The organism is Parabacteroides sp. AT13 (genome assembly GCF_002272965.1).
Taxonomy (GTDB): domain Bacteria; phylum Bacteroidota; class Bacteroidia; order Bacteroidales; family Tannerellaceae; genus Parabacteroides; species Parabacteroides distasonis.
This window is the reverse complement of sequence record NZ_NQMH01000001.1, coordinates 2,981,292-3,005,801: the sequence shown is the minus strand read 5'-3', so window position 1 is coordinate 3,005,801 and position 24,510 is coordinate 2,981,292. Positions and strand designations below refer to the sequence as shown.

Genomic DNA, 24,510 nt, shown 5'->3' with positions numbered 1-24,510 from the left:
TTTGTTCAACTCATAACTATGTTTTGAAAATTTCATAACTATGATTTTTTAATAGTATCTTCGCCGTATAAAACAAGCGAAAGAAGCACTATGTATCACGAATTTACCCCCTGCGCAGCCTTAGTGCCCTTTATCGACAAGTTCTGGGTGTTCAAAGGCTTTACCGACATCGGGACACGTTTTAAGATCCTCGCGGACGGATGCACCGACTTTATCTTCTCAATCGGTAACATGACCGTCCCTACGGACGAGCATTCGATGATCATGCAACCTTATCGTTCCTTTTTTGTCGGTCCCATGAGGTCTTATTCCAATCTTACCGCTACGACAGATTCCCTACATATGCTAGGAGTTCGTTTCCAACCCTGTGGGCTGGCAGCTTTCACGAATGAGCCTTTGGGACAGTTTGCCGATCTTCGCATCCAGTCTTCAGATATTAACCTTTTATTCGATAATTCCTTTGCCGAGATGCTTTGCGAACAACCGGACGATTCCGTCCGTATCCGCATTATCGAAGGCTATCTTATACGCCTTCTCACCCAATCCATTCAAGTAGACAGACAAATTATATACGCCACCTCATTTATAAAACAGTCCTACGGACAGCTACCCGTACAAAACTTGATCGACAAGATTTGCATCTGCCAGCGACATTTCCAACGTAAGTTCAAGGATGCCACCGGATATACCCCCAAAGAATTCAGCCGGATCATAAAATTCCAATATGCCATAGAAGTACTGAGGAACGCCCCACACACGGACTTAAGCAGCATCGCCTTAGATTGCGGCTACTATGACCATTCCCACTTTATCAAAGAATTCAAGCGTTTAGCGGGAGACGTTCCCTCTTACTTCCTGACTTTACCAAATCCTGCGGATGAACCGCTTACTTATATTTGATTAAAAATAAAATCGCAAGAATCTATCACATAAAAAGTCGTTTTTTTACAACCAGAAAGAATAGTCATTCCGTATGTTTGCACTATTGAACTTTTACAAATAAGAATCTTATGAATTACACTTTTGAACTAAAAGAACTACAAGCTACACACATCGTGTATCTTCATCATCAAGGAGATATAAGCTTGATCCCAAGCTCTATCAGAAAGCTTATGCAATGGGCCGGGCCAAAAGGACTTATAAACGGTCCGGCAAATAAACTGATATCAGTTTACCAACACGAAGGAAAGGAGTTAAGTGTGGATATCGGTTTAACAGTGCCTCAAGAGGTAGAGGGAGAAAGTGAGATCTCAAAAGGATTATTATCCGGAGGACTTTATGCGATCGGGCATTTTGAGATAGGAACGGATGAAATACCCGCCGCATGGAGCTTGATGTACACGCTTACATCCAAACACCAATGCAAACCTTGTGCGGGCAAATCATTCGAGATCTATCAAAGCATCCCCCTCGATCAACATCCACAAGATAAATGTATGATCGATTTATGTATACCCGTCCAGATGATAGACCTCAAGCTAATCGAGGAAAAAGCAATTTCCATATTAACGGAATGTGACACCGCTATGCTCGCGTCTGTTACGGAAGAGGGTTATCCCCGTCCGGTTCCTATGGGAAAAATAAAAGCGGATGGTATTTCCCAAATATGGTTCTCTACAGGCACGTTCTCTGATAAGACAATACAATTCCAACTCAACCCGAAAGCCGGAGTTTGCTTTATGAAAGGAGGAGACAGTATCGTGTTAACGGGTAAGGTCGAGATCGTTTCCGATATGGAAATCAAGAAAGCCCTTTGGTCTGACTGGATGTTCGCCCATTTCCCTGGAGGAGTAATAGATCCGAGCTATTGTATATTGAAATTCACTTCCGAAGAAGCGACTTATTGGATCGATAATGAATTTGTAAAAGCTAGTATATAAGTTATCACATCATACAATTGCGTCTAAAATATTAAAAATCTTGATTGCCGCAAATTAGAGAAGACGGCAATCAAGATTAATTCATTTATTCACTTCAGAAACCTCTCTAGCTCTTATTATTCTATCGCCACATAAATCTGGGTCAATAAATCCTCCGGCTTCGTATTACGAGGATCATTCAAGTAGATCTCGCCGCTAGGCACTTCCCGTAAGGAAAGACCCATCTCGGGGAGATATTTGCCGTAAAGCGTATCATACACAGCCCCTAATTGCTGATAAGTTCCCTTATAAAGAGCGACCATAAAACGCCCTTCCAATACCTTTTTCGTACCAATCTCCCCTTTAGGGCAAACCGCAGGAGCGACTTCCATACAAATATCGGTACGCAGCTTATCCGGTGAGGTCACTTTCGGATCATCATGGTACAAGCAGATCGGTGAAAAACTCAATGGCTGGATGTTTTGCTCCTTAGCAAATTGGAGCAAGCGCATCCAAGTTCCCGGATAATCGATTTCTTTATACCCTCCGTTTAAACGAATGTAGGCAACTTGTTTGCCGGGCAAGTCTTTCACCTCGACCTTCAATTCCATATCGGGCATTATTCTATTCGGTTCCATAATTACATAATCTTTATTGTTTCTATATTCATTTGGAGAAATACCATAGAACTGGCGAAAAACCTTAGACAAAGAAGAGGGTACGTCATATCCTACTTTATAAGCGATCTCCTTGACAGGTATTTCCGTGTAACGCAAAAGCCGAGCGGCCGTCTCAACCCGCATCCTAACGATAAACGTACCAACCGGTTCCCCTAAGAACTCCGCAAAGATCCGATGAAAATGCCAACGAGAGAATCCGGATATCTCCGCCAGCTTATTTAGATCGATATCCTCGCCTAAGTGACTATTTATGTATTCAACCAATACATTGATACGTTGTTGATACTCTGTCTTTGTCGTTGTCTTTATTCGCATGATTCTTAGGATTTCAAGGCAAAAGTAGAAGAATTATCCCGAACACACTTTTCCGATATTGCTAAAATGAACTATAAAGTAAAGATATCGTTTATTTAGCCCAAATCCGTTATCTTTACCATCTAAATTAAAATAGGAAACAATAACATGTTGAAAATAACAGCGCCTAGATTGGTAAAAAACTTACGGGAGGATGTGGACTGGATGGATTGTATATCCAGACAAGAGGATGATTTTACAGAATGTTCTTTCAATGGATTATGCGTCGAGGACGTATCTAAACAGAACCTATCCGTTAATTCCTGCTTATTCACCAATTGTGGTTTCATTGCTTGCAATTATCGTAAATCTCAGTTTAGCGATGTGGTATTTAAGAACTGTGACCTATCAAATATAAATTTATCCGGATGTGGCTTTTACCGGGTAGAGTTCATTGGGTGTAAACTTACCGGAACGAATTTCTCCGAATCAATCTTTAATCATACTACCATCCGGGATTGCAAAGGAGATTATGTAATCTTCTCCATGAGCAAACTCCGGAACGTATCTTTTAATCAATGCTTTTTACGAGGAGGCGGATTGGACAATTGCCAATTCACGAACGTAGAATTCGAACATTGTAATTTAGTAGAGGCCGAGTTTCACCGGACCTCTTTGAAAGGGATCGATCTTACTTCCTCCGAGATCGCCGGTATACGTATTGGCTCGATTCCCGGAGGAGAGTTGAAAGGTGCTACCGTAACCTCCTTACAAGCACTGGACATCGCTAGAATGTTAGGTATTACGATCAAGGATTAAAACTCCGGATGGCGTTTTAACCACACAACCGCATAGGAACAGGTAGCCAAAGGGCGCAACCCCTGTTCCTTTGCGTATTTATAAGCTGTTTCAACAAGAGTCGCCGCAATCCCACGCCCTTCCAAGTTTTTTGGGACAATGGTATGGATAATGTCCAAGGCATCTCCTCTTAAACGATATTCCACATAGGCTGTCAAGCCGTCTTCTACTACCTCGAAACGATGTTTCTCCGGATAGTGATTTACTGTATATTCCATTATTTATTCTTTTAAAGGTTCTATTTCCTTATTATTTGTATCAATCTCCTCCCGCTTATCCTTCTTTTTATCGAGACCGAAAAAGCGCTTTACCTTCGTGAAGAAACCTGCCACTTTCAAGGCCGCATCCTGTTCTTTTTTCGAGACTCCGACTGATTCCACCAAGGCTGGTCTTAGCATCTGCCATAGATAGTTAAACGCGGAATGATAGGGATCTCGCACAATTTCCATATCGACCTTACGCAATTTACTATCTTTTCGCTCCGGATGAGCCGGATTATTATCCCGTAGAACTAAGTTCGCCAATCTCGACAAGAAACCTTTTTGTGTGGTCTCTCCGTCTTTCTCTTTCAATAAAGCCACTTTCAATTTCCGGTACGGGAAGTCTAACCGTATCCGTCCTTTCCGGCTTGAGGCATCCATATGAAAGACCACATCCTGCGCCCAACCGCTCACTACTTCCGCCGGCGCCAGAGGTTTTACGATCTCATTTAAGGAAAGCAAGTCTAGGCTATCCAAACGGGCATCCAATAGAAAGCGGTCATATAATGAATCCACGGGGAGTTGCCATGTAGCCGTGAAATGCCCCGATCCCATCAGGTTCCCGTCCGCATGCAATGTGATGAATTGCTCCGGATAGGAAACGATATTGGTCAAACCTGAAAATTGGCCGTTCATATCGGTAAAATAAAGCTTACCGAGCTTATCGCCTTTAACGGGTAATTCCTCATAAACCACGGAGAAATTGGCAACGGAAGCGGTATCTATCTTGAAACGGACCGGAGCCTTTTGTAAACCTTCATAAATCATCGGAACGATATGAGGCTCCACCGGGATCTTCCGGTTCTTTAAGTTTTGTAGTAAGACATCGTTTATCCAGAGTCCCCCCACACGTAATTCCTTGGTTGAGAAATATCCGGGAATATCCACGTCGTTCAATCTTACGTTCCCAACCTTCACGTCAAACCAATCTTGATGCTTAGGCTGTTTATAAGCGAATTCCATTTTAGAATAAGGCGAGACTAAATGTACGTGATCCAACCTCAAACCTGACTTTCTCAAATCCAGCCCCCCGATTTTCAAACGGTAGAAGCCGTTATCCAACGGTATATCGATATCCTTCGTCTGTAGCTGAAGATCACCTAATTGAAACGTCTTCTTCTTCAAATCCACAAACACATTCTCCAAAGCCAATTGGATATCCTTTTGGCTCTCAGTCCGCAATATTGTCGTATCCGATCCCCAAGACATAGAAAAATCACCATCGGATAAATCAAATCGGTCAAACCCGATCTGATAGATGCTATTCTTGGGAATCCGGATTCCCGCTAAAGAAATCAATGGGGTTGAAAAACGTATCGAGTCCTTTTTAGCGGCCAGGGTCACATCCTGTAGACGGAAAAAGCCATTTACGGTGGATAGCGAACCTTTTCTTATAGTCACACGCAGATCCTTTCCCGGTAAGTAGTTATCGAAATCCCGGAAACTAAGACCAAAATGATCATACTTGAAAAACAATTGTCCACTCCGGTTCGTTTGCTCATCCACCAAGAAATTCGTAGCAAAGAAATCAAGGCCGTTGAGTCGGTACCGGGTCGTGTCATTTATCTCACGATCCTCCAATGTCACATTTGCATTCCGAATCTGGATCTTACGGATGGAAAGATACCGAAGGAAAGGATTTAACAAACTCTCCACATCCACACGGCTATTTACAGATGTGCTTTTCCCTTTATCCGGAGATTCAACGGAGGGCGTTTTATAATAAACCAAGCGAGGCGACCGAACCTTCAGTAAATCTGCGCTAACACCTTTGTCGTACGCCAACCCGTCTATCCGGATCGTATCGATACTTCCCGACAAATAATCATTGTGGGAACGAACAGACAACGGACGTAGTCGCATGCTATCTATATGAAACGAGCCTAAGGCCGTATTCATCGCCAAACGCTTGATATCGAACCGATGATTACGAGCCCTCATGATCCCTTGTATATCATTCGCCTCAAACGCAATGGAACGAAAATAATTCAGTTCCTCGCCCGGAGCTACCAAGGAGTCGATCAGAAGACCTTCCGCATGGAAATTAAACTCAGGGATCGAGAAGTCCTCTATCTGCCCTTTCAAGGCTAAGGAATAGTGAAGTGCGGTTCGCTCTATTCGTATTTGATCCACGGATATACTATGTAGTACTGGAGAGATCACATCATATAACGATAAGGCTTGCACCAAAGAATCCGCATCGGCATTCGCCTGCTTCTTCTCCCGAGTTAAGTCATACACCTTAATATCCGAAGATTGTATCTCAAAATTACGGGCGGACAAATAGTTCAAGGCTTCTTCCCGTCTAAAGTGAATCCCTTGTATCTCTACGGTTTGCACTTTCCCTTCCAGATAATTCGTAGGTTTCCGATTGGTCTCCCCCCACAATAATTCTTGCGGAAGCAATTGGATTTTTTGGATATAGATAATGGAATCTTGGGTACTGAGGCATATACTATCCGTCTCCAACCTAAAATCATTATTTACCAACAAGGTTTGCGGCTGGTTCGTGACAAAATCGAAGTTATCGCAATACAACAGCTTCCCGCTCCGTGAAGAGGTAGAATCCAACATAAAACCATACGCATGGAAACTTACGTTATTCAACGTATAGATAATCGGCGAGACTTGGTTTTCCACATTATAAGAGATACTGGCATTTTCCAAGTTCAAGGTCTTTACGCTCAGGGCATCTATGTATGGAGAGATCACCTCGTACAAGGTCTTCGATTCGGCATGCTCTACCGTATCTGCCGCCAGTCCGGAAACTAACGGGTTTGATCCGGAAGAGCCGTATACACGAACCTCCGGCGAGCGGATCTCAAAGGTATTGAAATGGAGTTGCCGGTAATTCCATCGCCATACCAAATTAATTCCCTTAAAATCTATCACCTCAATCCGGGTACTTACATAGGTATCGGGCAAGCTATCCAAGGCGGCCCAATGTTCAAAAACCTTAGAGTCCGGCTCCAATGAAATACCCTCTAACCTTAGCTCTCCCTTGAAGAAGCTAATAGAAAGCTTATCGAAAGAAAGACGATAAAAACCATCCGTAGCATTCGCCGTACGCTCTATCAGTTCTCTTTTCAGGTACCGCTCCAAACGACCTGTCAGGAAAAGATTCAAAACTAGGAACAATACAGCCAGCGATAAAACAGCGATCACCGTATGTTTCAATATCTTCCTTATCCTAGAACTCATCCTTTCCTTTATTTTTGCGATATAAACTTCTTTTTATAAAAACAAAATAGACCCGTTTATGTTGCCTTTCATCTAATAAAAAAGCCCCGGAGTCTATTGACCCCGAGGCTTACGATCTATCGATTGTTACTTCATTTTACAAAAGGAGCCTTGATCAAATAGTCGGCACAATCCTTCACACCCGCAAATTGAGTACGTCCGTCCGGCATTTGCTCCAACTCTACAAAATAGTCTTTGATTCCGTTCGCGTACATTTGCTTGAATATCATCTCAAAGTTCATCATACCACTTTGGCCGAATACGGCACGATCCTTGATATGTAATACCTTGATACGATCCGGATGTTTCTGCATATACTCGACAGGATCGTTTTGTCCCATGACAGTCCAATAAACATCCATCTCGAAGTAAACCTTGCTCGGGTCCGTATCTTTCAGCATCAAGTCATAAATCTGGTCTCCGACTTTCATGAAGGCAGCGAAAGGATTTCCCTTCACTTTCTCCTGTTGCTCTTTCGTTGCGACACGATTGAACTCCATATTATGATTATGATAGCCAAAACCAGTGGCGATGCCCTCTGCCTTGATAACATCCGAGGCCTGATTGAAAATATCGCAAACAAGTTTAGCCTCATCGTGCGTAGTAATCGTCGGCATCATCGGCTGGATCAAATATTTACAGCCTAGTTTCGCATGATCGGCAGCCGTAGCTTTCCAATACTCCATGATCTTTGGGGTAACCTCCTTCGAGTATTTGAAAATCATAGCCTTAAAAGGGTCAGAGATAGATGTGTCTACCGGATTCACGTGCGAGCTAATGATCTTCAAGCCTGCGTCTTCCGCCATTTTCTTGAAGTCCATCATAGGAACACCTCCGATAGCACCTTTACCATAACCCGCCAACTCCAGCTTGGAGTATCCCATATCCTTCACCTTCCGAAGATTAGCGGCCACGTCGCCTTTATATAATTCTTGGGATAAAGAATAGATCTGCAAGCCAATCTCTTTGCCGGCATGGACCTCATCCACAACTCCCAACGCAGCGTTCGCCGCATTTACGGAACCGGCTTTACCAGCCAGCAATCCACCAGCGGTAAAGAGAGAGATATTTTTTAAGAAATCCCGTCTGTTACTCATAACATCATTCTATTTAAATAGGCTTATTTACAGAAATAAGGCAATGAATACGGGTTGCGATATTGATACCAGTACAAACGGTGGGAAGCCGCCTCCTTATCATTACCGAAGCTTAATGTAGCCGGGTTCCATTTAACCGGACGGCCTAGCTCACGGGCAATATTCTGTAAACAGCAAAGCGTATTCGTACTGCAACCTACCTCAACCGGAGCGATCGGGTTCTCACGTGAACGAACGCAGTCGATGAAGTTCTGCATATGCGGAGCGCTAGTCTCATAATTGCCAGCATCGTTACCCTTCTTTTTACTGTCTTTCAGCTTCTTCATATATTCCTCATACATCTTCTTACGCTCTTCCGGAGTCATCATTCTCGGGCGCTTCTCGATCAAGTTCTTCAGGTCGGAGGGGATCTTAGACTGATCAGAGCAGTTGATGTAGCCACGAGCTACCTCGATCCAACCGTTATCACCGACAAACTTAATACCCTGCGCATCCGGATTATCCTCCAAATAAGGTTGTTCAGTCATTACGATACCATTCGCATAGCGCATGGTTGAATATTGCGTGCCATTGTATCCCTTAGGTGTAAACTCAACCGGACCAGAGCCATCCATACCGATAGCGGCTTGGGCGATATCGAACATATGAGCGCCCCAGTCAGCGGTATAACCATTACCAGTCTCTTGATACCAACGCCATGCGCCCCATAGTTTCTCGTTCTCTTCCGGATCCAGAGAAATAGGAGGACATAAATCGGGATGATAATGGATCTTCGGATCGTTCAACGGACCCATCCACTGATTGAAGTTCAAATTAGCGGGAACCGGCATTTCCGGCAAGCTCAGCGGCGTAGGAGGCTCACCTACACGTGCATATATTTTCTCTATATGACCGATGGCTCCATTCTGAACCATATCGATCGCAGCTTGGAACTCTCTGCTGGAACGTTGCTGGCTACCTACTTGAAGCACACGTTTATTATTACGTACGGCTTTTACCATAGCCAAACCTTCAGCGATCGTATAAGCCAACGGTTTCTGACAATATACGTCTTTTCCAGATTGACAAGAATGAATGGTAGCCAAGGCATGCCAGTGGTCCGGGGTAGCGACCTCGATAGCGTCGATATCCTTACGCTCCAGCAAATCCTCGTAAAACTCATATTGATCACAACGTTGGTTCATTCCCTTTGAGGCTTGCCATTCAGCGACACGTCTTCTGAAACGCTCTGTTTTCATCGTGTCCACGTCACAACATGCGGCAACCTGTACGCCCGGACATGCGGCAAATCCTTTAAAGTCTGATAATGCTTGCTGACCTAGGCCGATAAAACCTAAAACGACTCGATCGCTCGGGGCGATACGGACTCCATCAATGGCCCAACTGGGAAGAATTGTTAAACTAGCCAATCCTAGTGCGGAAAGACCCAAAAACTCTCTACGGCTTACGCCCTTCTTAGTGTTTTCTTTCATGGTAATTTTGTTAATAATATAAGATAAAATGTAACTTGGTCTGAGAATGATTGCCCCAAAGTTATAAAAAATAATTTATTTCCATAATAATCTTTTAATAAAAAAGGCTATCCTTGTCCGGGATAGCCTTATTTTGATTCATATCAATTCCTAAAACGCATATCCGAAACCTACGTTCAGATAGATCGGATACATCCCGAAGGTAATCGTATCGAAATCCTTTTGGAAGATATCGTTCAATCCCCATGTCAAGTCAGCGTATACGATAAGGTGCTTAAACGCCTTCCATTCTGTACCGATCTGCGCTCCCCACTGAAACTTTCTTAAGTTATCCGAGAAATCATAGGAAGCACGGTTGTCACCAGAAAACTCCACCTTCGTACCGGTAGGATTGATCTCACGCAGATATCCGTCGTATACGTAGCCGGAGAAGTTCCGGTTTGTAGCGAACGAGACAAATGGTCCCGCCGAGAAACTCACCCGGTTATTCAATTGGTAAAGAGCCACGACCGGTATCGAGAAATAAGAGTTCTCCACTTTCGTCTGCACGCCGCCGGTCCAGTTTCCTTTCAGCTTCTCGCCACCGGAGCCAATGATCTCCATGCTGTAATTCTTAACCGTCGCTTTTGTCTCCATACCTTTATTCTCCAGACGGAGACCGATCATCATACCCCATTCCTTGCTCTCGCCGAACCATTTCTTGATATCGCCCTCTATGGAGACACAAAGCGTAGGGCGATAACTATCTATCGCACGAATCTCACGAGGCAATGGCACCGGAGCGGTTCCGCCGATATTGATACCGGCCTTTACCGTATATTCCAATCCCCTTAGGGAAGACCAGATTATTCCTTGGTTTCTTTCCTGCTGCGCCTTCAACGTAATGACACCCGACAAGCACAGTATACCTATTAATACTATATATCTTTTCATATCCTCTGTTTTTTTAGTTCTCACCGGACTGGATTATCTCAACCTCATCGATCCAAAGCGTGCTACCTTCCGCTCCCTCGAAGACATCACCTTTCAAACTCGAAGAGAAGACTATGGATAACTGATAACCACCTTTCGCCAGCTTATCCTTATCGATCACCTTACCGGGCTTAGCCACGAAAGGAATATAGAAATGCGTCCACTCGTCCGTCTCTTTCTGATCGCTGATCCGGGCAACGGATATCAGGTTCGGGCTTGTCAACCCGTTGAAACCATCCAAATATTTCACATTCTCATCCGTCTCATAGAAGATGGCGTAGATATCACATTGGTCTTTCTTACCTTTTACCTCCTCGCCATTCACTTTATACGACTCTCCCGCTTTATATTTATAATAACCACTCAAGTAAGTCGGCACATGATCGAAAGGACGTCCCAATCTCGTGCCTTTCCTTGCGTCCGGAATAGCGTTCAGCAAATCAAACGTACCGATAAAAAGGTTTCCCGCGGCGATAGGCATACCGAATCCGCTACCGAAACTACCCGTGCTGCGGGTCACCAACTTAGCGCATTTACCGACATATCCGTTATCGTCTTGCATGGTGGGATAATCCAACGGAGTCTTGGGCACACCCGTCAAGCCAAAACCGGCGTTACCACTCGCCCATGTCACGGAATCTCCATTCGACGTGAAATCATAGAATATCTGATAACGTTCATTCTTCGGCTCCATCGTTATATGCTCGAAATGATATTCCGTGCTCACACCAGAGACGATGCAACGTACCGTATAGGTCTTCGTCCAATGGCCATCCTCGGAAGTAACCGTATAGGTTCTCGGTGTCGTAAAATCAAAAGCGGTGCCACTAGCCGGCTTGATAGTAGCGCCGGGAGTCAAGGTGAATACCGGGGCTAGGTTTGTAATATCCGCGTCACTTTTCACGGTCAGCGTCACGGACTCGTTGCCGATCTCCGGCTCGGCTTTCAATATATCGCCATCTACCGTACACGATAAGATATCCGCTTCCGCATTGGGCGCCTCCTCCCGGATACAAGAGACGGAGAGTAACGTCAATAAAAAGCATAAAACAAAACTTTGTACCTTCATACTTCAAAATCTTTATAATTCATATTGAAAAAGGATCACACCTCCCTATTATTCATATAGGTCTCTTTCAAGTACCTATAACGGGGAACAAAGGTAATCTATTATGCGATACGTAGTATTCCTATATATTTTAATAACTTTTTTTACAATGCCCTTTTCTCACACCTACGGAAATGACGAGATTCCAAGAGAATGAGGTTTATATATTTGCGATTGTCATAAAATACTACTAATATCGCGTATACTTAAATCTGTATAGACCATATGACAACACGAAGAGATTTCCTCCGGCAGACCGCCTTGCTCGGTGCCGGACTTTCCATCAGTCCTTTTTTCATTAAAGCTGGGAGTGCCGGTGTGGGCGCAAACGACAAGATAGGCGTCGGGCTTATCGGATGTAACGGCATGGGATTCGAAGACCTTAAAGCGTTCCTTCGTAATCCGGAAGTAGAGTGTATCGCCTTATCGGATATCGATGAGAACGTATTAAACAACCGGGCGGCAGAGACCGAGAAGATCACCGGAAAGAAAGTGAAGCATTTGTATAAAGACTGGCGTAAATTGATAGATAATAAGGATATCGATCTCGTAATCGTAGGAACTCCCGATCATTGGCACTGTCTGCAAATGGTATCCGCTTGCCAAGCCGGGAAGGATGTGTATTGTGAGAAACCGCTGGGAAATAGTATCGAGGAATGTAACATTATGGTACGGGCGGCGCAGAAATACAACCGGGTCGTGCAGGTAGGCCAATGGCAACGTAGCGACCCGCACTGGCAGGACGCCATGCAATTCGTACATAGCGGACAGCTGGGTAAGATACGCACCGTACGTGTATTCTCTTATCAAGGTTGGTGCCCCTCTATCCCCGTCAAGCCGGACGAGGCAGTGCCCGCTGGAGTGGACTATGATATGTGGCTAGGGCCGGCACCACGACGCCCATTCAACCGGAACCGTTTTCATTTCACATTCCGTTGGTTCTGGGATTATGCGGGAGGTTTGATGACTGACTGGGGTGTTCACCTGTTAGACTACGCATTATATGGCATGAACGTTACCGCACCGGAATCCATCATGGCATCCGGAGGCAAGTTCGGTTATCCGGATGACGCTTGCGAGACCCCGGACTTATTGCAAACCATCTATACATTCAAGGATTTCACCGTGATGTGGGATCATGCGATCGGTATCGACGATGGCGCTTACGGACGCAATCACGGTTTGGGATTTGTAGGCGAGAACGGTACGTTGGTGATCGACCGTAGCGGCTGGGAAGTGATACCGGAGAAAGTGAACGGACAGGCACGTATGGAGGCAGTACCTTTAAAGAACTCATACGGCGAAGGGGGACTGAACTTACACGTAAAGAATCATCTGGAATGTATCAAGAGTCGGAATCGTAATTGCAACGCAAGTGTAGAGATCGGAGCACATATCGCCAAGTTCTCCCAATTAGGGAATATAGCCTATCGCACGGGTAAGAAATTATCGTGGGATGGAAAGAGTTTCCATGATACGGAGGCGGATAAACTATTGTGCAAGGAATACAGGGCACCGTGGGAGCTACCGAAAGTCTAAGGATCTAGTTGTAGAGACGGGGCGTGCCTCGTCTCTACAACTGGGTATTTATTGATGTTCGGGGCGTAACAGGTCGTTCACCGTCTTCACGGGGTTGAATGTCTCGATAGGAACTTCTACGAATACCGTGTTCCAGTCGCTCATGGCACCGTTCCACAAGCCCGGCAATTCCAGCGCTTTCAATTCGCGACCATCCTTGCTCTTATAAGAGATGAAGCCCGTATTCTTATCCACGTAATCCGGCAAGTTGTATTTCTCTCCCTTATAATTCTTAACGGCGCAAACTAAATCTACTGGATTGAAGTGAGTACCTTGCTCAAACATCGCCTTCTTAGCCGGATCGCTCATATCGATCTGGGAGCTTTCAAGCACCTGCAAGGAAACCGTACCGTCCGGATTCACCGCCAGGAACGGACCGCCACCCGGCTCGCCCACGTTCTTCACCATACCGCATACACGCAACGGGCGAAGCAGCTTGCTCTTGATATAAAGGATCAACTCGGCGTCCTCCAGCAATCTCGTATCCGGGTTCTTGATACATAGGTCGTCTTGCAAGAAATGGATCATCTCCTCTACCTCGGCATGGGTATATTTGCCGGTCTCGATCTGTTCCAGATATCTGAAGGCTTTCTCCTGCAATGTTACCAAGACACCGGCGATCACCTTCTTGTAGATAACCGTAGAGCATTTGAAGCTATCCGGAACCACGTTATCTATATTCTTGATAAATACCACGTCGGCATCCACATCGTTCAAATTCTCGATCAAGGCACCGTGTCCACCCGGACGGAACAACAGCTTATCATTCTTATCGCGGAACGGCGTGTTATCCATAGCGGCCGCTACCGTATCGGTACTCGGTTTCTGGATACTGAAAGAGACATCGTATTTCACAGAGAACTTCTCCTCGTACTCGCCAGATTTATCGGCAACCAATTGCTCGAATAAAGCCTGATGCTCCGGAGATACCGTGAAATGGATATTCACCTCGCCGGCGTTATTCTTGGCGTACATGGCACCTTCGGCCAGATGTTCCTCCATCGCCGTACGAACCGTATCGGCATATTTATGGAAAAGCAACAAGCCTTTCGGTAGCTGTCCGTAACTCAAGCCTTTCGGCTCCAATAAATTGGATACCACCTCCTTGTACTCGCCCAAGGCTACCAACGCAGGAATATCTTTCCCTGTATTCTCCACGCACTTCTTGTCCAAAGCCTTATAGAAAGCGAATTTCTCGATCTCGCTAAAGAATTTCTTCTCGAAAGCGTTCATCGGTTCCTTATAATCCGCTGAAAGGAACTCGTACAGATTCTTAAACATACGGCTAGCGGCGCCGGAGGCAGGTACGAATTTTACGATTTTCTTGTTTTTAGCCAGATAAGCGTCCCAAGCATCCATATAAGAAGCCTGTTCCTCTTTAGATATTACCATAATACCTTTTTCTACCGAAGCGGAGGCCGCTATCTCAAGGAAAGGGAAACCTTTTACGAAGCAAGCGAGTTGCTCTTCAATCTGTTTTTCGCTGATTCCTTTGGCTTTCAGCTGTTCTAAATCGTTCGCGTTTAACATAGTATAGTATTTAATGTGAATAATCTCATCAGTAACGCCACAGGGCACTTATGCGCTATGTGTATCGCAAATGTATAAAATAACCGCAAGATACGTGTTGAAATTCCATAGAAAAAAGTATTTTTACAGCATGTTTTGCGGTTAGTCCTCAACCGGGCAATAAAAATGATATAACTATGGATACAATTGGATTCTTTACGTCTGAGGAAAAGAAGCTGTTCTTCTCCAAATACAGGCTCCTGTTACGAAACCTTTACTCTTTCCTCGAGAGGGAAGATATTCGGAAGATGAAGGAGCTGATGAAGCGGGTTGTCGCCCTCGATTGCTACGGCAGGGATAAGAATGGTATCAACGGTTTATTGCGAAATATCGACACGGCCTTGATCGCCACCTTGGAGATTGGCTTGAAACGTACCTCGGTCATCGCCCTCCTATTATACCGCCCGGTATTGAAGAAGGCGATCACGATAGAGGAAGTGGAGCAAAAATTCGGGGCGGACGTGACCTTGATCATCCGTCGCCTCTTGAAGACCTCCGACTTGTATGCCCGGAACACTGCCGTCAACTCGGAGAATTTCCATCATTTGCTTTTCTCGTTTGCCGAGGACGTACGTGTGATCTTGCTTATGATCGCCGACCGCCTCTGCCTCATGCGCATGGGTAAACAGATACAAGAGGATGATCGTATCCGACTGGCTACCGAGGCCTCTTATTTGTACGCTCCCCTCGCCCATCGACTGGGTTTATATACGATCAAGAGCGAGCTGGAAGACCTTTCCTTGAAATATACGGACAGGAAACAGTATGACTTCATCAAACGGAAACTGAATGAGACGAAACGCTCCCGCGACGCTTATATCGCCGAGTTCATCGCCCCGATCAAGCGGAAGCTGGCAGCGGCAGGATTCAAGTTCGATATCAAGGGGCGTACCAAATCCATACATTCCATTAATAACAAGCTGAAAAAGCAGCAGGTGGAATTCGAGGGTATCTACGATCTTTTCGCTATCCGGATCGTATTGGATACGCCGCTGGAGAAGGAACGCTCGGAATGCTGGCAAGTCTACTCCATCGTCACCGATATGTACCAGCCCAACCCGAAGCGTATGAAGGACTGGATCTCTATCCCGAAGAGCAATGGTTACGAGAGCTTGCACATCACGGTTATGGGCCCGCAAAATAAATGGGTAGAGGTGCAGATCCGTACGAGGCGAATGGATGAGATCGCCGAGCGAGGCCTAGCGGCGCATTGGAAATACAAGGGCGTGAAAGCGGAGAGCGGGCTAGACGAGTTCTTGAATACCGTACGTGCCGCCTTGGAGGCCAAGGAGAATAATCCGCTCGACTTGATGCAGGATTTCAAGATGGATCTATATAAGGATGAGATCTACGTCTTCACGCCTACCGGCGAGCTTATCAAGCTGGCCAAGGGAGCGACGGTCCTCGATTTCGCCTTTGCCATCCACACGAAGCTAGGAAGCAAATGCGTGTCGGCGAAAGTGAACGGTAAGAACGTTCCGATCAAATACACCTTGAACAACGGCGATAGCGTATCCGTCATCACGTCGCCCGCCCAAAGCCCGAAGCGGGATTGGCTGAACTTCGTCGTCACCTCCAAGGCCCGTGTGAAGATCAAGCAGGCCTTGAAGGAGGAGACGGTGAAGGCCGTGGAATTCGCCAAAGAGATGTTGCAGCGCCGCTTCAAGAACCGGAAGATCGACATGGACGAGCCGACCATGATGCGCTATATCAAGAAGAAAGGATTCAAGACCGTCACGGACTTCTACATCGAGATCGCCGAGGAACGCCTCGATCCCAACCAAGTAATCGACGAATATCTGGAGGCTTTCCGCAAGGAGACGGAGACGAACGAGCGCACCGAGGTGCGTAGCGCGGAGGAATTCGTGACGATGACTCCGGTGGAGGAGATATCGACGAACAAGGATGTCTTGGTGATCGACAAGAACTTGACGGGTATCGAATATAAACTCGCCAAATGCTGCAACCCGATTTATGGCGACGAGGTTTTCGGTTTCGTCTCCACGCAGGGTATCAAGATCCACCGTATGGATTGCCCGAACGCACAAGAGATGTTCAGCCGCTTCGGTTACCGGATCATCCGCGCGAAATGGAGTGGCAAGGGAGACAATGGCTATACGGTTACGTTGCGGGTGATCGGACGGGACGATATAGCGATCGTCACCAACATCACCTCCGTGATCGGAAAAGAATCGAACGTCACGCTTCGCTCCTTAAACATCAACTCGGTAGACGGATTATTCCAAGGTAACTTTACCGTATTGGTAAGAGATACGACCGCGTTAAACTTGCTGACGAAAAAGATCAAGGCGGTAAACGGCGTGAAAGCGGTAGAGCGATTAAATTCTTAGACAGTGTACTGTGCACGAAGTACCGTAGTACTCTGTACGAAGTACTACAGTACCCTCTAGGAAGTACCGCAGTACTTCGTACAGGGGACTGTGCCAACTGTACGACTGGGCCTTGTGACTATACCCGGATCACAGAATCGGCTTCAGCCCCATCTTCTCCGCACGTTGTATTAGGAACTGCCGGGCCGCCTCATACTCGTTCGGGATCACGCCGTCGAGGATGGCGTTCTTGATCGCCTCTTTCAGCACGCCGACAGGCTTGGAGGGAGCCAAGCCAAACGTCTCCATGATCTCCTCGCCGGATACCGGAGGCTGGAAGTTACGGACACGGTCTTTTTCCTCTATATCGGCCAGCTTCTCACGCACCTTTCGGAAATTGTTCAAGAAACGGCGAACCTTCTCCGGGTTCTTGCTCGTGATATCGGCCTCGCACAGTTTCATCAAATCGTCGATATCATCTCCCGCATCGAACAGCAGACGGCGGATCGCCGAATCCGTCACCTCATCGTCCGACAAGGCGATCGGACGCATATGCAGGCTTACCATCTTCTGCACGTACTTCATCTTCTCGTTCATCGGGAGTTTCATCTTCCTAAAAATACCGGGGATCATCCGCTCGCCGATAAAATTATGATTATGGAACGTCCATCCCAAGCGAGGGTCGAAACGCTTCGTGGCAGGCTTGGCGATATCGTGGAAGAGGGCGCTCCAACGCAGCCATAGATTATCGGAAGTCTTGCTCAAACGATCCAGCACCATCAAGGTATGGGCGAAATTATCCTTATGCCCGATCCCCTCCTTGGTCTCCACGCCCTTCAAGGCGCAAAGCTCGGGGAAAATCAATGGCAACAGTCCGCATTTATCCAGCAAGTCGAAACCGATAGAGGGCTTTGGCGAGAGGACGATCTTGTTCAACTCGTCCACGATACGCTCCTTGGAGATAATGGAGATACGCTCCCGGTTACGGATGATGGCGTCGAAGGTATCGGGATCGATAAAGAAACCTAATTGAGTGGCGAAACGAACCGCACGCATCATCCGGAGCGGATCATCGCTGAAAGTAACATCCGGGTCTAAAGGCGTACGGATCGTAAGCTCGTCCATATCCTCCAACCCGCCGAAGGGATCGACCAATTCTCCGTAACGCTCCTTATTCAGGCAAAGGGCTAAGGCGTTGATCGTGAAATCCCGGCGGTTCTGGTCATCTTCCAAGGTGCCGTCTTCCACGACAGGCTTACGGCTGTCATGGCTGTAGGATTCTTTCCTTGCCCCCACGAATTCCAGCTCCAGATCGCCGGCTTTCACCTGCGCCGTCCCGAAATTCTTGAAGACGGAAAGATAAGCGCCACGCCCGATCTTTTTGGCCACTCGTTTGGCCAACTCGATACCGCTGCCAACCGCTACCACGTCTATATCCTTGGATGGGCGGTTCAAGAAAATATCCCGCACATATCCGCCTATTACATATACCTCAACACCTAGCTCTTCCGCCGCCTCCGATATCAAATGGAAAGGCTTCGCGGATATATGATTTACTATCTCTTCCTCGTTTATATACATATTTATGTATTCCAAATCCAATAAAGAGCGCAAAGATAATCAAATTTCATGTACTTTTGCGGTATCAAATACATTGAACGAGAAAGATATGAAAAAGTTAGCGATCTGTATAACGCTCATTGCCGCCATTTTAACGGGCTGTAACGGAGACGAGAAAGCGGCTCAGGCCCGTTTGGACAAGGCCCGGGCCATGTACGAGAATAACGAGTTTTTCGGGGCGAAGAACGAGATAGACAGTATCCGAGCACTCTATCCCAAGGAAGTAAAGGTACTGAAGCAGGGATTAACGCTTATGCGCCAAGTAGAAGTAAAGGAGGCGGAGCGCAATATTGCTTTCTGCGACAGCTTACTCCCGATCAAGCTGGAGGAAGTAGAGGGATTGAAGAAAGGCTTCGCTTTCGAGAAGGATTCCGTTTACGAGGAAATCGGCAATTATATCTGGAAACAGCAGACGATCGAGCGCAACGTGCAACGTTGTTACGTACGTTGCGGCGTGAACGAGGAGGGCGAGATGTATCTGGCCAGCGTATATTACGGCGGACGCCCCATCGAGCATACGGGAATCAAGCTGAGCCTGAAAGACGGCCAATTCGCCGAGACCGCTTCCATCCCGTACGACGGCGGACTGAATTACCGCTTCAAGGATATGGGAAGCACCACGGAGGTAGTGACCTACAAGGGGGAGCACTGCGTCGATGCTGTCAAGTTCATCTACGATAACGAGAAAGAGCGGATCAAGGTGGAATACACAGGAGGCAAGCCTTACATTATATATATGGCGGACGCCGACAAGAAAGCGATCGTCAACACCTTCAACCTCGCCACCGTATTAAGCGATATCAAGAGCATGAACACCTTGAAAGAGAAATCAGAGAAGAAGATCGCTTATCTAAAGAATAAACTGGAGGAATAGAATCCCTCCATACAAATGGCCTACCTATAAAAAAGCACCGGGATCCCTACCATACAGTAGGAATCCCGGCGTTAGTATACAGACTGATATCCACTATCAGTTATTCATCATTTAACGACGACCTTCTGGGCGGTCTCGCCATCAACGGAAACTACCACGATACCTTTCGATGCCGGCATCACGAAGTTATCTGAAGAAGCGATAGCGGAAGCGGTGGTCTGACCTAAGATGTTAGACAATGTAACCGTCTTGCCTGCCGCGTTCAAGACCGTAACGCTAGCCTCGCCAGCGATTACCGTAAAGCTGGCAACCTCTTCCAATTGTTCGTTGGAAACCGGAGTCGGAGCATTCTCGATCGTGAATGGAACGCCAACATTAGACATTACCACAACATTGTTTACCACACCTACATAAGGAGTCTTCAACTCGCCCGCGGCCACGGTGCGATTCAACTCTTTCTGGTTCTCCAATAAGTAGCCACCATCCTGAGTTGTCTTGAAGGCGAACAAAGCGTTGTTATCCAAAGACGGAACGATATTCGCTTTATCGCTGAAGCCTACACGGTAGTAAGTAGCGCCATTGCTAACGAATGTCTCGTTAGAATCCCGCAAGGATACCATATAGTAGCGAGGAGAAACAGCTTTGGTAGTTGTCTCCGGCGTATAGATCGATGTCGTGATGAAATACAACGGTTTACCAGCGATCACGGTATCGGCTTCTTGAACCCACAAAGAGAAGTTGTCAGTCTCATAAGTTGACTTCAAGATATCTTGGCCTTCGTTCTTCACTTCGGCGAAGAAATTCAGCGGATTCATCGTCAAGAACTTGCCATTCGTACCGAAACGTTTGTGAGAATCGTCGATAGAAGCGTACTCCGGAGCCTCTACAGCGACAAAGTCGAAGTAGTTAACCTTATCGGAAAGGATCAGGTTCGCCGTATTCACGTTCATAAAGACATATTGAGTGGTCGCACCTACCCTTGTAGCCATCTGGTATTTGCCACCGGTCGTAGCCGTATTGAATACGAATTCCAACGGAGCGGTATAATCAGATAATTTCAACGGTCCGCCATTCTCGCTGGCAACCAAATCATTGCTGAAACGTTCTTTCAACATATAAGTCGCATGATACAAGGTATCACCTAAAGCACGGGCACCTAAACCATCCGTTACATTCTGTACGGAATCTTGGCTAACCACGATACGAAGAGCGGCTGCGTTCGCTGCGTCACCGGATTTAATCATCAATACGGAATCAGAAGTAAACGCATACAGATCGTCTACACCCGGAGTACCGGAGATTAAGTTCAATACATAACCATTATCAGCGAGTTCCTCCGCAGAGAAGTGACGAGTACCCAAGAACTTATCCTTTAAATCCACATTCGCTTGATATTCCACCGTAATAGAATCGGTGCTACCCCCAAATGTATAGGTATTGGCCATACCTTGAACGGCGAAGATCTCCTCGTTAGAAATAATAGTCGTATTCGTATTACGGTCTACAACCGAATACATCCCGTTGTTTTCCTTGATATACCATTGTCCCTTCGGTTGATAAATAGAAGGTTTGAAACCTGCCGCGGTTACCAACTTATCGGAAGCGGCACTCTTATCGTAAGCGACAGCGTATTGTCCGCCCTTATCGCCCTTGCTCGCACTCTTCAAGAAGTATACGCCTGTACCTGTAGCGATCGTAGAAGGAGTTCCCTTCGTTACGGTAATAACAGGAGCGGCTCCTTGAGCAGGTTGAGTAGAACCCGACTGCAAGTCAGATACGGTCAAGGCTTTCGTCTCGATCACGCTGGCATATACGACACGTACGTTCGGAACGGAAGTCATCGGACTTGCGTTCACGGTCGGAGCGGCAGCGGCATACATAGCCAAAGCATCGTTCTTCAAGTTGATCGTGAAATAGAATTTCTGGAAATCAGCGTTACCCAGTGTATGCAAGCCACTAGCGTCATAGGTGGAATCAGCCGTAAACTTAGCCCCATATACACCGGTAGCACCGGCGATCACATTCTTCAATGTATCGACACCTAAGTATTTTGCTTTACCATCACTAAATACTTGGTCACCTTGGATTTGCAAGGTCACATATTTAGCGTTCGCAATAGCGCCTGTAGCGGGAGCCGCCGTATTCTTCGCTATCAAGTTCTTACCCTCGAAGATATTTCCTTGATAATTTCCTCCAAACGTCAATTGAAAGACTTGGAAACCATCCCCTAGCTCACTTGCGCTCAAATACATAGCGTCGCTAGGAGCCTCTACGGTAAATTTCGTAGAAGAAGCAGAAGAACCTAAGCTCAAGTCTGTCCCAGCTACATCCAACGCCAAGATTTGATTGTTTCCGTAATAAGCCTGAATAGCGCTACCACCGGCAGCGTCAGAGAATGTCCACTGATTCACGCCCGATGTGATAACAGGCTTTGCCGTAGATGAAGCCGAAAACGACAAAACGGCCTGTGTCTTCTTGTTCTTGAATTGATACACAGGACCAGCAGGAGTTGTGCCCGCATTCGTGATTTGCCACAAGGCAGAATCAATAGCGGCTTTGGTAGCGTCTGACGCCAAAGTTTTAACAATTACTGAGTCGGCTTTCTCACCACTTAAAGACAAAACGGAAGAACCTGTCTTTAAATAATAATAGTTACCGGCTTTCCACTGAGCCTCCGGAACGGTCGTACTCGACTGAGCATTAGCCGAGAATACGCCCGCAACCATCAGGGCCGCAGCAATAAGAGTACATTTTTTGTCCATAATCAAATAGATTTTATTTATTAATCACAGTCTAAACAGGGGTTGTTTAGAAAAGGTTTTGAGGGGGTATGAGATTAACAATCGATTTAGCGTCTTATAACAAAAATCGTCCTATTCTCACGAACAGGACGACTATACTACTAAAAATGTAAACAGTGTATTTATATAGTAATATCATGAAACTATATATTTTGGAGAAAAACCGCTCCACCTTCACAGGCAAAACGGCTGGAAATCTAATCTACTCAATAAATATCTTCACAGGCTTACTCGAAATAAGCATGTTCTTTTACGACATGACCTCTGTCATCGAAATAAACCTTATATATCTTACCATTTCTGGAAAGTAATACTACCTTATACTTCACAAACGTGCTATTGTTTGACACCTCAACTGATTTCACCATACATCCCTCATAGGAAGTATTTACCGCATCACGCAATACTTGGGGCATATCAGTTACCTCGATCGGATAAAATTTATCCTGTGCCACTGTTTCCTTAGCGCTACCGGCCATCCCGGCTTGCGCTTCTACATCAGGGGCAATAAATAAGCCACATAAAGCGACAATAACCCCGTAAACAATCTTTTTCATACCTTAAAAACCTAAATACCTAAACCTTTTTTCTCTTACATCATAAATTCGCAGTATAGGGTGCAATCTCCGTGCCAAAACTCACCCTAAAAAACGACAAGAGAATAACAAGTTGTAAATCCGACAATTAACCAAAAGCGAAGAATCAATCATTCGGTTGCCAAAGTGTGGAACAAACCGTGGAATGTGGAAAATTTCCCCACGAGAGTGTGGAATCTCTACACACTACTATAAAAAACGAGGCCCACCCTTAATCTATATAAGGATGAGCCTTAAATCATTCTACTTAAATATAATCAAATAAAAATACTAAAGTAATAAAATAAAGTTCCGTAATATCGTATACACTCTGTGTCTAATCTCTAATTTGCGGTTCACAAAGATAAATCTTTTTGTTCAACCATCTATAAAATAACCGCTCATCTAACGAAACTCAAAGATTTTTGAACAAAAAGATTCCTTTTAAGGACAAGTCATAGATTATCACGAACTTCAATCCTTCGCTTGGTGTACGGTTAGTTGCGGGAATGGGAAACCGATACCTACCTCATTGAAGGTCGCGTAGATATTCTTGTTAATATCGAAATACACGCCCCAATAGTCTGAACTATTTACCCAAACACGTACCACCACGTTTACGCTGCTGTCCGCCAAGGCTGTCAAGGCGATAAACGGAGCGGCCGGCTCGGACAAGATGCGGGAATCCTTCGCTAATACAGACTCTATCACTTGCTTTACTTTCTCATAATCGCTGCCGTATTCCACGCCAAAGGTCCAGTCTACACGGCGAGTCGTCTGGTTACTGAAATTAGTCACAACGCCACTGCTCAAAGAGCCGTTCGGTATATAAATGACCTTATTATCAACCGTACCTAATACGGTATGGAACATCTGGACCTCTTTCACGGTACCGCCAACGCCCTGCGCCTCAATATAATCACCCACCTTATAAGGCTTGAAAAGAAGGATGATCAATCCACCGGCAAAGTTTGACAGGTTACCGCTCAATGCCATACCGACAGCGACACCGGCGGAAGCCAACAAGGCGGCAAACGATGTAGTTTGAACGCCTAACGCCCCTACGACTGAAATAATCAATAAAATGGTTAAACTGACATTCACCAAACTACCCACAAAAGTCTTGACAGAAGGATCGATATCCCGTTTGCTCAATATCTTCCGAACCAGTTTATTTAGTAAGTTTATAACCAATCGTCCCACCAAAAAGACAATAAGGGCTTTAATAATCGTAAAACCCAATTGGGAGCCATGCTCAACCAAGGATCTGATAGCTTCCTCTAATTTAGAACTCGCTTCTACAGCTGCTAATAATACCATATC

18 protein-coding genes and 1 pseudogene are annotated in these 24,510 nt (G+C 45.9%); 7 read left to right on the top strand and 12 right to left on the bottom strand.

Annotated elements, in window-relative coordinates; all coding sequences use genetic code 11:
* Nucleotides 1-90 precede the first annotated feature (90 nt).
* The 3 genes and pseudogenes from CI959_RS12540 (at nt 91) to CI959_RS21840 (ending at nt 1,880) form a co-directional block, all read left to right on the top strand.
* Nucleotides 91-900, top strand: coding sequence for a helix-turn-helix domain-containing protein (locus CI959_RS12540; protein ID WP_011966669.1), 810 nt, complete (start codon nt 91-93; stop codon nt 898-900).
* A 110-nt stretch (nt 901-1,010) separates the two neighbouring features.
* Nucleotides 1,011-1,448: pseudogene (locus CI959_RS21845) on the top strand (GyrI-like domain-containing protein); the annotation flags it as partial.
* Nucleotides 1,449-1,463: 15 nt separating this feature from the next.
* Nucleotides 1,464-1,880 (top strand): pyridoxamine 5'-phosphate oxidase family protein, encoded by a 417-nt coding sequence (locus CI959_RS21840; protein WP_227154481.1) that lies wholly within the window; start codon nt 1,464-1,466, stop codon nt 1,878-1,880.
* 116 nt (nt 1,881-1,996) lie between these two features.
* Here the strand turns inward: CI959_RS21840 and CI959_RS12530 are convergent, their stop codons facing one another.
* Nucleotides 1,997-2,854: a GyrI-like domain-containing protein gene (locus tag CI959_RS12530; RefSeq protein ID WP_095231459.1), complete on the bottom strand. Its 858-nt coding sequence runs from the start codon at nt 2,852-2,854 to the stop codon at nt 1,997-1,999.
* A 147-nt stretch (nt 2,855-3,001) separates the two neighbouring features.
* Here CI959_RS12530 and CI959_RS12525 point away from each other — a divergent pair, with 147 nt between their 5' ends.
* Nucleotides 3,002-3,652 (top strand): pentapeptide repeat-containing protein, encoded by a 651-nt coding sequence (locus CI959_RS12525; protein WP_005854501.1) that lies wholly within the window; start codon nt 3,002-3,004, stop codon nt 3,650-3,652.
* Here the strand turns inward: CI959_RS12525 and CI959_RS12520 are convergent.
* The 6 genes from CI959_RS12520 to CI959_RS12495 all read right to left on the bottom strand — a co-directional run bounded on the left by CI959_RS12520 (nt 3,649) and on the right by CI959_RS12495 (nt 11,801).
* Nucleotides 3,649-3,909, bottom strand: coding sequence for a GNAT family N-acetyltransferase (locus CI959_RS12520; protein WP_005864416.1), 261 nt, complete (start codon nt 3,907-3,909; stop codon nt 3,649-3,651). The two genes, CI959_RS12525 and CI959_RS12520, sit on opposite strands and share 4 nt — an antisense overlap.
* Before the next feature lie 3 nt (nt 3,910-3,912).
* A complete protein-coding gene (locus CI959_RS12515; protein WP_095231458.1) occupies nt 3,913-7,152 on the bottom strand; it encodes a hypothetical protein in 3,240 nt (1,079 codons plus the stop codon).
* A gap of 131 nt (nt 7,153-7,283) precedes the next feature.
* Nucleotides 7,284-8,288, bottom strand: coding sequence for a sugar phosphate isomerase/epimerase (locus CI959_RS12510; RefSeq protein ID WP_005854495.1), 1,005 nt, complete (start codon nt 8,286-8,288; stop codon nt 7,284-7,286).
* Nucleotides 8,289-8,311: 23 nt separating this feature from the next.
* Nucleotides 8,312-9,760: a Gfo/Idh/MocA family protein gene (locus CI959_RS12505; protein WP_005854493.1), complete on the bottom strand. Its 1,449-nt coding sequence runs from the start codon at nt 9,758-9,760 to the stop codon at nt 8,312-8,314.
* 150 nt (nt 9,761-9,910) lie between these two features.
* Nucleotides 9,911-10,693 (bottom strand): porin family protein, encoded by a 783-nt coding sequence (locus CI959_RS12500; RefSeq protein WP_008780069.1) that lies wholly within the window; start codon nt 10,691-10,693, stop codon nt 9,911-9,913.
* 13 nt (nt 10,694-10,706) lie between these two features.
* Entirely contained in the window at nt 10,707-11,801 is a 1,095-nt protein-coding gene (locus tag CI959_RS12495) for a PCMD domain-containing protein (RefSeq protein ID WP_095231457.1), read from the bottom strand.
* 264 nt (nt 11,802-12,065) lie between these two features.
* On the opposite strand from CI959_RS12495, the gene CI959_RS12490 reads away from it, so the two are divergent.
* Nucleotides 12,066-13,379, top strand: coding sequence for a Gfo/Idh/MocA family protein (locus CI959_RS12490; protein ID WP_095231456.1), 1,314 nt, complete (start codon nt 12,066-12,068; stop codon nt 13,377-13,379).
* Between the two features lie 48 nt (nt 13,380-13,427).
* On the opposite strand, the gene CI959_RS12485 is transcribed toward CI959_RS12490, so the two are convergent.
* Entirely contained in the window at nt 13,428-14,948 is a 1,521-nt protein-coding gene (locus tag CI959_RS12485; RefSeq protein ID WP_095231455.1) for a DUF4301 family protein, read from the bottom strand.
* A 176-nt stretch (nt 14,949-15,124) separates the two neighbouring features.
* Here CI959_RS12485 and CI959_RS12480 point away from each other — a divergent pair, with 176 nt between their 5' ends.
* Entirely contained in the window at nt 15,125-17,338 is a 2,214-nt protein-coding gene (locus CI959_RS12480; protein WP_095231454.1) for a bifunctional (p)ppGpp synthetase/guanosine-3',5'-bis(diphosphate) 3'-pyrophosphohydrolase, read from the top strand.
* A 129-nt stretch (nt 17,339-17,467) separates the two neighbouring features.
* On the opposite strand, the gene CI959_RS12475 is transcribed toward CI959_RS12480, so the two are convergent.
* Nucleotides 17,468-18,898, bottom strand: coding sequence for a CCA tRNA nucleotidyltransferase (locus tag CI959_RS12475; RefSeq protein WP_005854484.1), 1,431 nt, complete (start codon nt 18,896-18,898; stop codon nt 17,468-17,470).
* A gap of 88 nt (nt 18,899-18,986) precedes the next feature.
* On the opposite strand from CI959_RS12475, the gene CI959_RS12470 reads away from it, so the two are divergent.
* Nucleotides 18,987-19,811, top strand: coding sequence for a hypothetical protein (locus tag CI959_RS12470; protein WP_011966674.1), 825 nt, complete (start codon nt 18,987-18,989; stop codon nt 19,809-19,811).
* 107 nt (nt 19,812-19,918) lie between these two features.
* On the opposite strand, the gene CI959_RS12465 is transcribed toward CI959_RS12470, so the two are convergent.
* The 3 genes from CI959_RS12465 to CI959_RS12455 form a co-directional block, all read right to left on the bottom strand.
* Entirely contained in the window at nt 19,919-22,573 is a 2,655-nt protein-coding gene (locus tag CI959_RS12465; RefSeq protein ID WP_057317131.1) for a DUF6383 domain-containing protein, read from the bottom strand.
* 266 nt (nt 22,574-22,839) lie between these two features.
* Nucleotides 22,840-23,169 (bottom strand): hypothetical protein, encoded by a 330-nt coding sequence (locus CI959_RS12460; RefSeq protein WP_005854481.1) that lies wholly within the window; start codon nt 23,167-23,169, stop codon nt 22,840-22,842.
* A 492-nt stretch (nt 23,170-23,661) separates the two neighbouring features.
* Nucleotides 23,662-24,507 (bottom strand): mechanosensitive ion channel family protein, encoded by an 846-nt coding sequence (locus CI959_RS12455; RefSeq protein WP_005854480.1) that lies wholly within the window; start codon nt 24,505-24,507, stop codon nt 23,662-23,664.
* Nucleotides 24,508-24,510 lie beyond the last annotated feature (3 nt).